The sequence below is a fragment of the Nocardia sp. NPDC058633 genome (genome assembly GCF_042717045.1).
GTDB lineage: Bacteria > Actinomycetota > Actinomycetes > Mycobacteriales > Mycobacteriaceae > Nocardia.
This window is the reverse complement of the sequence record NZ_JBHXRA010000008.1, coordinates 128,502-142,585: the sequence shown is the minus strand read 5'-3', so window position 1 is coordinate 142,585 and position 14,084 is coordinate 128,502. Positions and strand designations below refer to the sequence as shown.

The 14,084-nt window shown below is 68.1% G+C and carries 15 protein-coding genes; 11 read left to right on the top strand and 4 right to left on the bottom strand.

Translation table 11 applies throughout. From position 1 onward, the window contains the following. Window positions 1–42: 42 nt before the first annotated feature. Both ACFWUR_RS12455 and ACFWUR_RS12450 read right to left on the bottom strand, forming a co-directional pair. On the bottom strand, window positions 43–1,617 hold the full coding sequence (locus tag ACFWUR_RS12455) for an ABC transporter ATP-binding protein (protein WP_378906030.1): 1,575 nt from the start codon (window positions 1,615–1,617) through the stop codon (window positions 43–45). A gap of 5 nt (window positions 1,618–1,622) precedes the next feature. Further along, complete coding sequence (locus tag ACFWUR_RS12450) at window positions 1,623–2,615, bottom strand: BMP family protein (RefSeq protein WP_378906028.1); 993 nt, start codon at window positions 2,613–2,615, stop codon at window positions 1,623–1,625. 134 nt (window positions 2,616–2,749) lie between these two features. On the opposite strand from ACFWUR_RS12450, the gene ACFWUR_RS12445 reads away from it, so the two are divergent. Beyond that, a complete protein-coding gene (locus tag ACFWUR_RS12445; protein ID WP_378906026.1) occupies window positions 2,750–3,496 on the top strand; it encodes a GntR family transcriptional regulator in 747 nt (248 codons plus the stop codon). A gap of 22 nt (window positions 3,497–3,518) precedes the next feature. Here ACFWUR_RS12445 and ACFWUR_RS12440 read toward each other — a convergent pair whose 3' ends face one another. After that, window positions 3,519–4,421 (bottom strand): LysR family transcriptional regulator, encoded by a 903-nt coding sequence (locus ACFWUR_RS12440; protein WP_378906024.1) that lies wholly within the window; start codon window positions 4,419–4,421, stop codon window positions 3,519–3,521. Between the two features lie 71 nt (window positions 4,422–4,492). Here ACFWUR_RS12440 and dapA point away from each other — a divergent pair, with 71 nt between their 5' ends. Beyond that, entirely contained in the window at window positions 4,493–5,383 is an 891-nt protein-coding gene (gene dapA / locus ACFWUR_RS12435) for a 4-hydroxy-tetrahydrodipicolinate synthase (RefSeq protein WP_378906022.1), read from the top strand. A 96-nt stretch (window positions 5,384–5,479) separates the two neighbouring features. Further along, complete coding sequence (locus ACFWUR_RS12430; RefSeq protein WP_378906020.1) at window positions 5,480–7,012, top strand: DHA2 family efflux MFS transporter permease subunit; 1,533 nt, start codon at window positions 5,480–5,482, stop codon at window positions 7,010–7,012. 60 nt (window positions 7,013–7,072) lie between these two features. Here the strand turns inward: ACFWUR_RS12430 and ACFWUR_RS12425 are convergent, their stop codons facing one another. Continuing rightward, a complete protein-coding gene (locus ACFWUR_RS12425; protein WP_378906018.1) occupies window positions 7,073–7,504 on the bottom strand; it encodes an SRPBCC family protein in 432 nt (143 codons plus the stop codon). A 294-nt stretch (window positions 7,505–7,798) separates the two neighbouring features. Between ACFWUR_RS12425 and ACFWUR_RS12420 the strand changes: the two genes are divergently transcribed. The 8 genes from ACFWUR_RS12420 (at window position 7,799) to ACFWUR_RS12385 (ending at window position 13,647) form a co-directional block, all read left to right on the top strand. Then, window positions 7,799–9,178 (top strand): sensor histidine kinase, encoded by a 1,380-nt coding sequence (locus ACFWUR_RS12420; RefSeq protein ID WP_378906016.1) that lies wholly within the window; start codon window positions 7,799–7,801, stop codon window positions 9,176–9,178. Further along, window positions 9,156–9,569: a roadblock/LC7 domain-containing protein gene (locus ACFWUR_RS12415; RefSeq protein WP_378906014.1), complete on the top strand. Its 414-nt coding sequence runs from the start codon at window positions 9,156–9,158 to the stop codon at window positions 9,567–9,569. The genes ACFWUR_RS12420 and ACFWUR_RS12415 overlap by 23 nt, the downstream gene beginning before the upstream one ends. Further along, on the top strand, window positions 9,566–9,916 hold the full coding sequence (locus ACFWUR_RS12410; RefSeq protein WP_378906012.1) for a DUF742 domain-containing protein: 351 nt from the start codon (window positions 9,566–9,568) through the stop codon (window positions 9,914–9,916). Before ACFWUR_RS12415 ends, ACFWUR_RS12410 begins: the two co-directional genes overlap by 4 nt. Further along, window positions 9,891–10,493, top strand: coding sequence for an ATP/GTP-binding protein (locus ACFWUR_RS12405; RefSeq protein ID WP_266289261.1), 603 nt, complete (start codon window positions 9,891–9,893; stop codon window positions 10,491–10,493). Before ACFWUR_RS12410 ends, ACFWUR_RS12405 begins: the two co-directional genes overlap by 26 nt. After that, window positions 10,490–11,695, top strand: coding sequence for a cytochrome P450 (locus tag ACFWUR_RS12400; protein WP_378906010.1), 1,206 nt, complete (start codon window positions 10,490–10,492; stop codon window positions 11,693–11,695). The genes ACFWUR_RS12405 and ACFWUR_RS12400 overlap by 4 nt, the downstream gene beginning before the upstream one ends. A gap of 144 nt (window positions 11,696–11,839) precedes the next feature. Beyond that, entirely contained in the window at window positions 11,840–12,718 is an 879-nt protein-coding gene (locus tag ACFWUR_RS12395; protein WP_378906008.1) for a siderophore-interacting protein, read from the top strand. Between the two features lie 93 nt (window positions 12,719–12,811). Continuing rightward, on the top strand, window positions 12,812–13,273 hold the full coding sequence (locus tag ACFWUR_RS12390; RefSeq protein ID WP_378906006.1) for a MarR family winged helix-turn-helix transcriptional regulator: 462 nt from the start codon (window positions 12,812–12,814) through the stop codon (window positions 13,271–13,273). Beyond that, window positions 13,270–13,647: a DUF5313 family protein gene (locus ACFWUR_RS12385; protein WP_378906004.1), complete on the top strand. Its 378-nt coding sequence runs from the start codon at window positions 13,270–13,272 to the stop codon at window positions 13,645–13,647. The genes ACFWUR_RS12390 and ACFWUR_RS12385 overlap by 4 nt, the downstream gene beginning before the upstream one ends. Window positions 13,648–14,084 lie beyond the last annotated feature (437 nt).

The following is a 14,084-nucleotide window of genomic DNA, read 5'->3' as shown; positions in this document are numbered from 1 at the left end:
GCGCCGGGTCGTGCGCCGCCGTCATGATCTTCTCCGGTGCGCTCATCCCGCGACTCCCATCATCAATTCGCTGATCTGTTGTGCCGCTGTGGGATCGGAAGTCTCCACGGGTCCGGCCAGTGCTCCGCGATAGGCGACGAGAACCCGGTCACACAGAGCGAGCAGTTCGGGTACCTCGCTCGACACCACCAGCACCCCGCAGCCGTCGGCGGCAGCGCGGCGCAGTTGGGTGAGCACGAAATCGACGGCGCCGATATCCAATCCGCGCGTCGGCTGGGCGGCGACCAGGCAACGCAGGTTCGCGGCGGACAGTTCGCGAGCCAGCACCACCTTCTGCTGGTTGCCGCCCGAGAGCGAACCCATCGGTACCCACGGCCCGGCCGCGCGCACGTCGAAGCGGTCGAGTTCGGCCTGCGCGGCGCGGCCCATTGCCTGCTTGTCGAGCAGTCCGAAGCGCCGGAAGCGGCCGAGCCGACCCAGGAAGAGGTTCTCTGCCAGGGTCATCTCGGCGACCATCGCGTCGCGGTGACGATCTTCGGGCACAACACCCAGCCCGAGCCCGGTTCGGGTCGCGGGACTCGCGGTAGTGATATCGGTCTCGGCGAGGGTGACGGTGCCGCTGCTCACCGGGGTGCCGCCGGCCAGCACCGCGACGAGCTCGCTCTGCCCGTTGCCCTCGACGCCGGCGATCCCGACGATCTCGCCGGGCCGCACCAGCAGGTGGGCATCGTCGAGCGCGGCACTGCCGTCGTCGCGATGCACGGTCACCCGGTCGACAGTGAGAACTGGTGCGGCTGAACTGGTTTCGCCAGGCAAGCTCGGGTTCGCGATGGTCTTCGGTGCGGCCGTGTCGGCGGGATCGAGCCCGATGGTCGCCGCGACGGTCGGATCGAGGTCGGCGGCGGTGCGCCCGACCATCGCGGTGAGCAATTCGGTGATGGTGGTGTTCGACATCGGCCCGCCACCGGCGACCGTGCCACGGCGCAACACGGTCGCGGCGTCGGCGACCCGGGCCACCTCGCCGAGTTTGTGCGTCACCAGCACCACCGCTTTGCCGTCGGCGGCGATGGCTCGGCAGGTGTCGATCAGCGCGTCGATCTCGGCCGGATCGAGCACTCCCGTCGGTTCGTCGAGCAGGATCAGCGACGGATCGCGCAGCAACGCCTTCACGATCTCGACCTTCTGCCGGGCGCCGACCGGCATCGACGCCACCCGCTGATCGAGATCGATGCGCAGGCGGTAGCGCTGGGCGATCTCGTCGAGTCGGTCGGTCAGGTCCTTGCGTCGTAATCGCCGTCCGTGCTGGGTGAGCAGCAGGTTCTCGGCGACGGTCATGGTGGTGACCAGGCTGAAATGCTGGTGCACCATGGCGACGCCCGCGGTCATCGCGGCGGCGGGGGAGTCGGGCCGGAAGGGGTCGCTGCCCAGTGTCATTCGGCCCGCGTCCGGACGGTAGCCACCGAAGACGAGATTGCACAGCGTCGACTTGCCCGCACCGTTCTCACCGAGAATGCAGTGGACAGTGCCGGATCCGACGGTGAGGTCCACATCGTGCAGTGCTCGGACGTCACCGAAGCGCTTACCGACCCCGTGCAGGGTCAAGGCGGGAGTGCTCATCGCGGTCAGTACGGCTCGACCGCGCCGGTGGACAGGGCCGTTTTCGCCTTCGCGAGGGCGTCGGCTACCCCGGCATCCTTGCTGCACAACACGAAGTCGGTGCCGTCGTTGGGCGAGGTCAGCCCGAATCGCACGTTCTCGGCCTTCCACGAGTTGTCGAGAACGGCACGCACCGCGAACTCGACCTCGGCGCCGATATCGGTGTGCACATAGCCCAGATACGCGGGGTTGGTGCAGTCGCCGGGGATCGGGCCGCCGACCATCGTGGCGCCGGACTGGGTCGCGGCCTGCTCCATGCCCGCCTTGCCCAGGTTCACGATCTGGCCGAGTGTCCCCGCGCCCGCGCCGTAATCGGCCAGCGCGGCCTGCTTGGCCTTGGCGGGGTCGTTGAAGTCACCGACGTACTGCGGGGTGAGTACCTTCGCCTCCGGCTTCACGAAGCGGGCGCCGTTGCCGAAAGCGTTGGCGGCGTTGACGATCGCGGGCAGTTCGACACCGCCGATGAAGGCCACCGCACCGGACTTCGAGCCCGCCGCCGACACCGCGCCGCTGAGGAATTCGGCCTCGGCCTGTTGCGGGTCGTAGTAGGCGAGATTGGCGAGGGGCTTCGCGTCGGCCGGTCCGCCGATCTCGACGAACTTCACGTTCGGGAACTGCGGAGCCACTTTGCGCACGTCGGCGTCGGTCTGGCCGCCGAGGGAGATCACCAGGTCGTTGGTCGAGGCGAAACGGACCAGTGCCTGCTGGTAGTCGCTCGCCGCGACCTGTTCGACTTTGCTGAGTTCCACCTTGTCGCCGAGTGTGTCCGCGATGCGCTGGTAGCCGAGGTAGCCCGATTCCATGAAGCCGGTGTCGGAGAGTGAGCCGGGGAAGAACACGCCGACCTTCAGCTTGCCGCCCAACGCGGTGGTGTCGGCGGATCCGCAGGCCGACAGGAGGGCTGCGGCGACGAGAGCGGCCGAGCCGGCGGCGATCGCGCGCCGTGTGGACTTGTGCACGGGGTACTCCTTGGTCGAACGAACCGCTCACTTAGCGGTATACCGTTAAATGTCAGCCTGCGGCCCGTAGATGACGTGCGGATTACCGAAACGTAAGAAACGGTCGCATGCCGCGAGCGGACTACCGTGGTGGCGTGCAGGAGCGGAAGGACGGCGCGGTGGCGGCGGAACCGGTGAAGAAATCGCTACGGGATCAGGCCTACGAGGAGTTGCGAGATCGGATCATCGATCTGCGACTGAGCCCTGGTCAGCGGCTGGTGGAACGCGACCTCGCGACCGAGCTGGCCATCTCGCGGATTCCGCTGCGGGAGGCGCTGCAGATGCTCGAACGCGAAGGCCTGGTCGTGATCGTGCCGAGGCAGGGCGCGATCGTCGCCCCGTTCACGGTGACGGATGTGCGCGATCTTTTCGACGTCCGCGAAAGCCTCGAGGTCTTGGCGGCCCGCCTCGCCGCCGAACGCGCCGAACCGGCCGACCTCGCCGCGCTTCGCGCGCAGCTGAGCGCGGCCCGTCGGGCGACCGCCCGTGGCGACCAAGCCGCGATCGCCGCCGCCAACGCCGGCTTTCACGCGGTCATCGTCGAAGTGTCCGGAAACCCGCTGTTGCAGTCGCTGTTGCGTCCCTTGGAGTCCCGAGTCCGCTGGCTGTTCCACCTGACGAAGGAACGTGACCCCGGCACCCAGTGCGAGGAACACGAAGCCCTCTACGCCGCCATCGCCGCCAACGACCCCGTCGCCGCCGCCGAGATCGCCTACCGCCACGTAGCCTCCGGCCGCGAACCCAGCCTCGCCCTCTCCGCGCAGTGGTCCATGCCCGACATCGACCCGGTCTCGGCCACCCGTACCCGTCAGCGCGCCCCCCAGCGGGGGAGAACCGCCTGAACAGCGGGGTGCCCAGCGGTCGTCACGGGAACGCTCGAGCGACCTCCACGGCCCGGGCCGCGGCGTGTAGAGCTGTGCGGGCGGCATGGATCGCGGGGTGTAGCCCGGTGCCGTTGCGATATACGAGCTGGGTGTGGCGGCGGATGGGTAGTGGGGTGAGGGTGATGCGGTCGGGGGGTGCGTACAGGGCCAAGGCGGGGACGATCGCGGTGCCCGCGCCCGCGGCGACGAGAGTGAGGACGGTGTCGAAGTCGTCGGCGTGGTGGCGGATGTGGGGGGTGAAACCTGTTGCCTGGCAGGCTCGGATGGTCAAGGTGTGACACAGGGTGCCGGGAGTGCCTGCGATCCAGGGGGATTGGCGGTGAGCTGCCAGCGAGTCCTCGGCGGGCACGGGGGATCGGGTGGCCAGGTAGACGGTTTCGGAATGCAGCGGTTCGGTGTGTAGGGAGAGGTCAGCGTCGGCGGGGACCAGGTCGTAGTCGTGGGTGAGCGCGACGTCCAAGGTGCCCGCGCGTAGTGCGTTCGGGATGTCGGCGGGATCGATCTCGGTGACGGTGAGTTCCAGGCGCGGGTGGTCGGTGCTCAGGGTCACCAGGGCGGGCGAGAGCAGGGTGCGCGCCGCGGTCGGGAAGGTGCCGATCCGCAGGGTTCCTGCCAGCTCATGGCGGGTAGCGGACAATTCGGCGTCGGCGTGTTCGAGTGCCGCCAGGATCGTCTCGGTGTGGCCGACCAGCAGTTCGGCGGCCGGGGTGAGCGTGACGCGCCGACCCGAACGCTCGAGCAGTGCGACACCCGCTTCGCGTTCGAGGGCGGTGAGCTGCTGGGACACCGCGGAGGGCGTGTAGCTGAGCGCCTCGGCGACTGCGGCGATGGTGCCGCGGTGGGCGAGCTCGCGAAGCAGGCGAAGTTTGCGGACATCGAGCATCAGCTCAGCTTACGGTCATCATCATGAATGTGAACTGGACCTGATGGTAGTCCGGGCTCGACGATGGAATCATGACATCGCTACACGGACTCTTCGTCCCCCTGATCACCCCGTTCACCGCTGACGGGTCTGTCGAGCCCGCCGCGCTGAGACGTCACGCGCACGCCGTGCTCGACGCGGGCGCCACCGGACTCGTCGCGCTCGGCACCACCGCCGAGCCCTCCGCGCTCACCGCCGCCGAGCGCGCGCAGGTGCTCGATATCTGCGCGGGCGTGTGTGCTGATCGCGGCGCGCCACTGATCGCCTGCGCCGGGGGCAACGCCACCGCGGAATCGGTGAAAGCGATCGCCGCGCTGGGGCGGCCCGTCGCGGCCGTGCTGGCGGTGGTGCCCTACTACGTACGACCCAGTGAGGAAGGGGTGATCGCGCACTTCACGCAGCTGGCGGCGGTCAGTCCGGCGCCGCTGCTGGTCTACGATGTGCCGCACCGCACGGGGCGCCCGCTGAGCGGTAGCACGCTGATTCGTCTCGCGAACACCCCCAATATCGCCGGGTTCAAGCACGCCGTCGGCGGAATCGACGCGGCCAGCGTCGAATTGATGGCCGCACGGACTCCCGCGACAGTGCTCAGCGGTGACGATCGATTCGCCTCCGCTCTCCTGGCTCTCGGCGCGCACGGCGCGATCCTGGCCGCCGCCAATATCGCGCCCCGCGAATACACCGACCTCGTCGAGGCCTGGCGCTCCGGTGACGTCGCCACAGCACGCGCCATCGGCAACAGCCTCGACGCGCTCGGCGCGGCGCTGTTCGCCGAGCCCAACCCCACCGTCATCAAGGCGGTGCTCGCCGAGCGCGGCCAGATCTCCAGCCCGGCAGTGCGATTGCCGATGTTGCCCGCCTCGGACGCCGCGACCAGGACGGCGCTGGTGGCCGCCGAAGCGGCCACGATCACGCGGGTGTGACACCGCGCTCGCGGCATCGACCGCGTCGCGGCGGACGGTGATCACGAACATTAGATCTCACTGGTCTTCGGGAGCGAAAAGTGCTTGGGTCAACCGGTGACGAAACCTCCGGATATCGGTGCCGCCGCGCCCGATCGCACTCCTGACAAGCTGGATGCCGCCGTCCTGAAGGTGGCCGGCGTCGTCGTCCTCGGTGCCGTGATGTCGATTCTCGACATCACCGTGGTCACCGTGGCGATCCCGACATTCATGCAGGACTTCGACGCCTCCGTCGAGGTCGTCGCCTGGACCATGACCGGCTACACCTTGGCGCTGGCCTCGGTCATCCCGATGACGGGCTGGGCCGCTGACCGTTTCGGCACCAAGCGCCTGTATATGGCGGCGCTGACGTTCTTCGTCATCGGGTCGGTGCTGTGTTCGATGGCGTGGAGTATCGAGTCGCTGGTGGCGTTCCGTGTCGTCCAGGGCCTCGGCGGCGGCATGCTCATGCCGCTGGGCATGACGATCATGACCCACGCCGCAGGCCCGCAGCGGATCGGGCGCGTGATGGCGGTGCTCGGTGTCCCCATGCTGCTCGGCCCGATCTGCGGACCCATTCTCGGCGGCTGGCTCATCGACGCGTTCAGTTGGCACTGGATCTTCCTGATCAACCTGCCACTCGGCATCGTCGCGCTGGTCCTGGCGTGGGTCGTCTTCGCTCCCGACAAGCCCAAGCCGTCGGAGTCGTTCGACTTCCTCGGAATGCTGTTGGCCTCGCCCGGCCTCGCGCTGTTCCTGTTCGGCGTCTCCTCCATCCCGGAGAAGGGCACCGTCATGGCCGCGCGCGTGCTGATTCCGGCGATCATCGGCGTGGTGTTGCTGGGGGCGTTCGTGTTCCACGCGCTGCGCACCGAGCATCCGCTGATCGACCTGCGGCTGTTCGCCAACCCGTCGCTGCGCTATTCCGTGCTGACCATGTCGCTGTTCGCGACGGCGTTCTTCGGCGCCGGATTCCTGCTGCCGAACTATCTGCAGCAGGTACGTGGTGAAACAGCGTTCGACTCCGGCTTGCTCATGGCGCCACAGGGTATCGGCGCCATGCTGACGATGCCGATAGCGGGATTCCTGGTCGACAAGATCGGCCCCGGCAAGATCGTCATGTTCGGTCTCACCTTCATCACCCTCGGGCTGGCCGGGTTCACGCAGTTGGGCGCCGACACCTCGTACCTGTTCATCGGGGGTGCCCTGTTCGTGATGGGTCTGGGCATGGGCGCCACCATGATGCCGGTGATGACCGCGGCGATCCAGACTCTCTCTCGCGCACAGGTCGCGCGCGGTTCGACATTGATGAACATCGTCAACCAGACCGCGGCGTCGATCGGCACGGCGACGATGTCGGTCGTGCTGGCTGCCCAGCTCAACGATCATCCGGAGGCGAAAGTCGCGATCGGCGCCAATGCCAGGCCAGACCTGGCCGCACAGCTACCGCCGTCGGTCATCGAGCAGGGGCTCGAGTTGGCGGCGACGGCGTTCAGCAACACCTATTGGGTCACCGTGGTGCTGGCGTTGCTGACCCTGGTCCCGGCGTTCTTCCTGCCCCGGACCACACCGAAGACCCCGATCGACGCCGAAGCCGTGCTGCCGGCCTGACCGTTGTCGTCGAAAGCCCGGGCGCAACAGTGTGTTCCGTCCGGGCTTTCGCGTGGTGGTTCAGCCGTAGAGTTTGACGAACATCTCCAGGGAGCGCTCGATATCGCCGCGCAGCGCTTTCGCGACGGCGGAGCCGATCGGGCCGAACAGCGGTGCGCCGCCCAGATCGATGTCGACGCTCACCTTGGATCCGGTGCCGCTCGGCTCGACGAGCAGGCCGAGGCCGAACTTGGTGCCACCGATACCGGTGCCGGTGAGGGCGAGCTTGCGCGGCGGCTCCGCGGTGCGCACCGTCCAGGTGACCTTGTTGCGGAAGCCTTTCACGCGCGCGATGCCGATGACCACGGTGCCCGTCGTCAGCTCCTCGGGCAGCGTGCCGCGCCACGCTTCGTGAATGGTGAGCCAATCACCGAGGTGGGGGAGGTCGGACGCGTGCGCCCAGGCCTGGTCCGGCGGGACGGGGACGTCGACGGAGAGCTTCAGTTTCGCCACGCCGGGGATATTATCCGGTACCCGGGGTTCCGCAAGAGGCGGCTCGAGGCATAGCAAACCAGAATAGATCAACCGTCCAGGAGTTCGGTGCGTTTCGGGCGGAATTATGATGCCGGACAGCATGATCCACGTCGCAATTGTCGGTCGTGCTGCTAATGTGTGCGGGTCGCTGGAACTGGGGCGTGTGAATCGGGTATCCGAATCGCCCCGCGGCGACAGTGAAATGCCTCGGCGGGCCGGCCGGCGAGGGCCACCGGCAACAGCGTCGCGTGGTCGAGGACGACGAAAGATCTGATGAACTCAGGAATCGCGGTGCTGTTGCTCGTCATCGGTGCGCCGCTGTTACTGCTCGCGATCGCGGTCAGTGTCTTGGCCATGCGCAACGAGCGCCGACAGCGGCAGCGGGCCGACGCCGCCATCCGTGAACGCCTCGCCTGCGAGAACGCGTTGATGCAGCTCGCGCAGACCACGCTGCCCGCGATCACCGCCGCCGTGCGCAGGCACGAGATCCCGTCGGTCGCCGTGGATCTGCCGGTGGAACTGGGCGATTCGCAGTTCGGCCAAGCCCTGCAGTGGATCGCGACCGGGCATGCCGAGGATCTGCGTGTGGTCACCGAGGAAACCAGAGCGATGGTCGAACGCTATGTCGAGCAGCGCCGCGCGAGCGAGGTACAGGCCGCGCAGGAGCAGACCCGCGAGGAGCTCTCGGCATCGTCGCGGGCGGCCACCAGCGCCGCGGTGCGTTCCTTCGGTACCTCGGTGGTAAGCCTCGGGACCGACCTCGGCCAGGTCGTCAGTGCCGCCCTGCGCGAACATCGTGACGACGCGATCTACGAGACACTCACCCGGATCGACCACACCGTGCAGCAGATGATCCGGCAGGCGCAGTCCTATGTCATCGTCTCCGGCGGCCTGCCCGGTCGTCGGTGGCCCCAGCAGTCGCTCACCGACGTGGCGGGCGGCGCCACCGGGCGGGTCAGGGAATTCCTGCGCGTGCGGGCGGCGCAGTCCGACCGGATCGTGATCAGCCGCGCGGTCGAGCCGCTCGTACACACCATGGCGACCCTGCTCGACAACGCACTGCGCTATTCGCCGCCGTCGTCGTTCGTCGAGATCGGGTTCCAGGAGGGCCATCACGGCGTCACCGTCATCATCGACGACGCGGGCATGCGAATGAGTCCCGAGCAGCTCGAGGACGCGCGCCTGGTGCTCAGCGGTGAACGCCCGGTCGATATCCACGATCTCGGTCCCGCGCCGAAGGTCGGCTTCCCCGGCATCGCGGCGCTTGCCCGGCGCTACGGATTCTCCGTGCACGTCGACGGGCCCAATATCTTCGGTGGTATGCGCGCCATGGTGTACGTGCCGTCGGCGCTGCTGGTGAGCGGGGACGCGCCGCGGCTGCCCGAGCCCGAACTCGCCGCGCCCGCGCACATTCCCGTTCCGGTCGCCGAGATCGAATCGCCGGGCGCCGATGTCCACGAGATCACCAGCGGCGGGCTGCCCAAGCGCCGCCGCAGACCAGTTGCCCCGGATTCGGCGGGGGTAACGACCGAGTCGGGGCAGGCGCGCCCCGACCTCGCCGCTGCCTGGCGCAGCGGATCCCGCAGCGGTCGCGCCGCTGCGGCCGAGCGAACCACGGAAGGAACAGCCGATGAGCACACCGGTAGCCGATAGCACCAACCGATTGGCGTGGCTGCTCGAGGATCTCGAGATCCCCGGGGTCCGCTTCGCGGTACTGCTGTCCGAGGACGGGCTGCGCATCGCCCACTCCCGCGGCGTGGTCAAGGACGACGCCGAACGCTTCGCCGCGGCCGCCTCCGGTCTGCGCTCGCTCGGCAAGGCGCTCGGGGAATTCTGCGGCGGCCCGTCGAACACGGTGCGTCAGAACATGACCGAGTACGACGAGGGCATGATCATGATCACCGCCGCCGGTGCGGGCGCCCTGCTCGGCGTCGCCACGACCGCCGATGTCGACGTCGCCCTGGTGGCGCATCGGATGAACGAACTCGCCTCGCGTGTCGGTCACGAGATCGGTAGCGCACCCCGCCTAGGCGGGAGGAATTGAGCCGCGGCAGGCGCGATCCCGACCTGGTGCGGTCCTATGTACGCACCGGCGGACGGGTGCGTGCCTCCTATGACCTGGACCTGGTGACCCTGGTCCGTGCGGTCGAGGACGCGCGTCCCGATCACCGCCCCGACGAGCGCCGCCTGCTCGCGCTCACCAGCCGCCGCGGCGCACTCTCGATCGCCGAACTGTCGGCCTATCTGGACCTGCCCGCCTCCGTCGTGAAGATCATCGTCTCCGATCTGCTCGACAGCGGCCACCTGCACTGCCCCACCCCGGCACAGGTGAAGCCGGAACTCGCACTGATCAAGGAGGTGCTGCATGGCCTCCGCGCCATCGCGGGATGAGGTCGACTACGTCGCGGAAACCGTGACACGGTCGGTGAAGATCCTGGTCGCAGGTAATTTCGGTGTCGGCAAAACCACCTTCGTGTGCGGCGTCTCCGAGATCAGGCCGCTGCGGACGGAAGAGACGATCACCGAGGCCAGCATCGGTGTCGACGACATGGCCGGGTTGGGCAGCAAGGTTTCCACCACTGTCGCCCTGGATTTCGGCCGCATCACCCTGAATCCCCAACTGGCACTGTACCTGTTCGGCACACCGGGCCAGGAACGGTTCGCCCCGCTGTGGGAGGAACTGGCTCGCGGCGCCCTCGGCGCGCTGGTGCTCGTCGACACCCGGCGCATCGAGAAGGCCGACGACGTGCTCTCGGCGCTGGAACAGCGTGGTGTGCCGTACGCGGTGGCGGTGAACGAATTCGAAGGATTCCGCCGCTACCCACTCGAAGAAGTGCGCGAGGCACTCGACCTCGCCCCGGAGACCCCGGTGATCGCACTCGACGCACGTCGCCGTGATCAGGGCCTGCGCGCACTGATCACGTTGGCGGAATACCTTTTTCGCAGACAGGAAGCAACAGCGTCATGACGGTCGATATCGCCGCCGACGAACGGGTGGCGATGTGGGCACCCGAGTTCGCCGCGGATCCGCAGGCGGCCTACCAGCGGATGCGGAGCCGGTTCGGCTCGGTGGTGCCGGTGGAGCTGTCGCCGGGCATCAGGGCCACGCTGGTGATCGGCTATCACACCGCCGTGCGCATCCTCAACGATCCGGAGCACTTCCCGGCCGACCCACGGATGTGGGAACGCGATATCCCGCTGGACTGCCCTGTCCTGCCGATGCTGCAATTCCGTCCGGCCGCGTTGCGCACCACCGGCGCCGAGCACACCCGGTACCGGCAGGCCAATGTCGCAGGGATCGCCGGGGTGGATCTGTACGCGATGCACAGCACCGTCGAACAATTCGCCATTCCGCTGATCAACAGCTTCTGCTCAATCGGGTCCGCGGACCTGTTGAGTCAGTACGCGTTTCCGCTGGTGTTCCAGGCGCTGAACTCGATGCTCGGGTGCACCCCCGAGATCGGCCAGCAGGTCGCCACCGGAATGGCGCAGATCTTCGAAGGCGACGACGCCGAGGCGGGTAACAACCTGCTCGCCTCCGCGCTGGCGGATCTGGTGGGGCTGCGTCAGCGCGAGCCCGGCGACGATGTCGCCACCCGCCTGCTCCAGCACCAGGCGGCCCTGACCGACGAGGAGATGGTGCACCAACTGCTGGTGCTCTACGGCGCGGGTATCGAGCCGATGCTGAACCTGGTGGTCAACACCTTGCGGCTGATGCTCACCGATGACCGGTTCGCGGGAGATGTGCTCGGCGGCAGCCTGTCCACGCGCGACGCGCTCGACGAAGTGCTGTTCACCGACCCGCCGCTGGCTAATTTCTGCATGACCTACCCGCGTCAGCCGATCCTGGTCGACAACACCTGGCTGCCCGCGCACGAACCGGTCGTCATCAGCATGTCGGCGTGCAACAACGATCCGGCCATCGCCGGGCGCGATGTCGTCGACAACCGGGCCCACCTGGCCTGGAGCGCGGGTCCGCACGGCTGTCCGGCCAAACCGGTCGCCTACTTGATCGTGCAGGACGCGATCGACCAATTGCTCGACGCGCTCCCGGAACTGACCTTGGCCGTGCCCGTCGAGGAGCTGGTATGGCGGCCAGGCCCGTTCCATCGGTCGCTCGCGGCGTTGCCGGTGACATTCCCGAAGACACCGCCACTGCCGATGCCCTGAATCCGCCCGCACGCGGATCTGGCGCAGGTCGCGCCTCGAGCGAGGATGTCGTTGCTGTCCGCGCGGCAATCGGGTAGCTCAATGAGGGCCTTGCTGTCGGCAGTGGACTATTTCTTCTGCTCATAAATAGGTTAGCCTGGCCTAATGACGACTGGGACTGTGAAACGACCGGCCATGGTCTACGCGCCGGCGAGGGTTCGTCGCGCGGTACGGCTGACGCCGCGCATGGTGCGGGTAACCCTCGGCTGTCAGGACCCGGCCGCGCTCGCCGACGTCGGGCCCGACCAGTACACGAAGCTCTTCTTCCCGCTCGAGGGTCGGCCGCGTCCCCTCGTCCCGCCGCCCCTGCATGCCTCGGGCAGCGTAATGAGTTGGTACCAGCGGTATCTCGCGATGCCTGATGAGATTCGCCCGCCGATGCGCACCTACACGATCCGTGCGCAGCGGCCCGAACTCGGTGAGCTCGACATCGACTTCGCCCTGCACGCCGAGCACGCGGGCCCTGCCTCGGGCTGGGCTTCGACCGCGGCGCCGGGCGACGAGATCGGCCTGCTCTGCCCGCCGCACGCGCTCTACGCACCGTCCGGTGATTCCGACTGGCAGCTGCTCGTCGGTGACGAGACCGCCGTTCCGGCGATCGGCGCGATCATCGAACGCCTCGATGCGGGTGCGCCGGTGCGGGCGTTCATCGAGGTCGACGGCCCGGCCGACGAGCAGCGGTTCGAGACCCGTGGTGACGTGAGGATCGAGTGGGTGCATCGAGGTGGTCGTCGCTACGGCGACGCGGTGGTCGACGCGGTCCGCGCCGCCGAGCTCCCCGCGGGCGCGCCCTACGCGTGGATCTCCGGTGAGGCCGAGTTGGTGAAGCTCACCCGGCGCACTCTCGTCCGCGACCGTGGTGTCGACAAGCGCGCGATCACCTTCACGGGTTACTGGCGTCAGGGCCGTACCGAGGAGGACAACGGCCGCGAGAAGGTGCGCCGCGCCGCAGCCGGGGAGCCACTGGTCGTCGACGAGGACTGACGCGCATCGCCCGCCCACCTGTGACGCCACTAATAGTTATTGCACTAACTATTAGTGGCATAATAGTGTGTGGACCAAGGAAGGTGGTGGACGATGCGAGAGCTCGAGGATCCGTTGCGGCTCGACCGGCAGGTGTGCTTCGCCCTGGCGGTGGCCAATCGATCGGTGCTCGCGGTCTACCGGCCGCTGCTCGAACCGCTCGGCCTGACACATCCGCAGTATCTGGTGATGCTCGCCCTGTGGGGTGAGGCGCCGATGTCGGTGAAGGCGGTCGCCGAGGCGATCCAGCTCGACTCCGCGACGTTGTCACCGCTGCTCAAGCGGCTCGAATCCGCCGGTCTCCTCACCCGCCGCCGCGATCCACACGACGAGCGCACGCTGCACATCGACCTCACCGAGGCTGGCCGTGACCTGCGCGAACAAGCCGAGCGGATCCCGCCTGCCGTCGTGGCACGCCTCGGTGTGAGCCTGGCGGATCTGGAAGAATTGCGCGATGTCCTCGGCCGGGTGAATGCCGCCGCGCGACGCGCATCCGACGTGAGGGAGCAGCAATGAGCGACTCGACCCCGAATATCTGGCAGCGCGTTCGCTACATCACCGGCGGCACCCTGCCGCCCTCGATGGCGGACTGGGTGCTGGCCGACCTCACCGGCCCCGGCGCGACCCGCCGATACCTGATGCGCTTCCTGGTGCCCGTGCTACCGGTGCTGTGCCTGTTCTTGCTGGTGCCAGGCCCGCTGTGGATAGGGCTGTCGATGATGGCGCTGCTGTATCTGCCACTGGTCTACTTCACCGTGGCGCTGGTCTACGTGTACCGGCGGCACCGCCTGGTCAGCCATGGCTTCGATCCCGAGCTGGCGAACGAGGCCGAACGCCGTCGGACCGACATCGAGCGCGTTGCCTACGAGAGTCGCCATCACCGCGGCTGAGCCGCGTCCTCGCCGGGAGCCACCCCGCACGGAGGTTGGGCCCGACGAATCGTTCGACCAGGTGGCGTTCCGCCGTGGCGTCGGCCAGCGGCCACGGTGTCGGCCGCGAGCCATCGTCTCGGGCAGAGCGATGCCGCGTCAGGAAGGTGGCAGCCTCGAGTTGGGTTCGCGCTGCGAGCGTGACACGGTGCGGACGACGTCGCCTCGTGGCAGGGCGCGGCACGGCTCAATCCGGCCGAGCGTCCGAGCGCCCTGGTCGAATGCGGGAACTGTGCTCGGCCGCCGACGCCGCGCTCATCGAGCGCCGGAGGGGCGGGCTCGCTACGCAGGATCACCTCCGCAATCCTCGCCTTCCTCGGCTGATTCGGGACGGCCTCCGGCCGATTTTGGAGGAGTCGCGCAAAGTTCGCCAGGCCTCTGCTACGGGTGCCCACACT

Bases quoted from the DNA above. Each gene is read 5' to 3' on its own strand.
- ACFWUR_RS12395 (WP_378906008.1), top strand. From the start codon at position 11,840: ATGACGACTGGGACTGTGAAACGACCGGCCATGGTCTACGCGCCGGCG.
- ACFWUR_RS12415 (WP_378906014.1), top strand. From the start codon at position 9,156: ATGAGCACACCGGTAGCCGATAGCACCAACCGATTGGCGTGGCTGCTC.
- ACFWUR_RS12385 (WP_378906004.1), top strand. From the start codon at position 13,270: ATGAGCGACTCGACCCCGAATATCTGGCAGCGCGTTCGCTACATCACC.
- dapA (WP_378906022.1), top strand. From the start codon at position 4,493: ATGACATCGCTACACGGACTCTTCGTCCCCCTGATCACCCCGTTCACC.
- ACFWUR_RS12390 (WP_378906006.1), top strand. From the start codon at position 12,812: ATGCGAGAGCTCGAGGATCCGTTGCGGCTCGACCGGCAGGTGTGCTTC.
- ACFWUR_RS12420 (WP_378906016.1), top strand. From the start codon at position 7,799: ATGAACTCAGGAATCGCGGTGCTGTTGCTCGTCATCGGTGCGCCGCTG.
- ACFWUR_RS12405 (WP_266289261.1), top strand. From the start codon at position 9,891: ATGGCCTCCGCGCCATCGCGGGATGAGGTCGACTACGTCGCGGAAACC.
- ACFWUR_RS12455 (WP_378906030.1), bottom strand. From the start codon at position 1,617: ATGAGCACTCCCGCCTTGACCCTGCACGGGGTCGGTAAGCGCTTCGGT.
- ACFWUR_RS12400 (WP_378906010.1), top strand. From the start codon at position 10,490: ATGACGGTCGATATCGCCGCCGACGAACGGGTGGCGATGTGGGCACCC.
- ACFWUR_RS12440 (WP_378906024.1), bottom strand. From the start codon at position 4,421: ATGCTCGATGTCCGCAAACTTCGCCTGCTTCGCGAGCTCGCCCACCGC.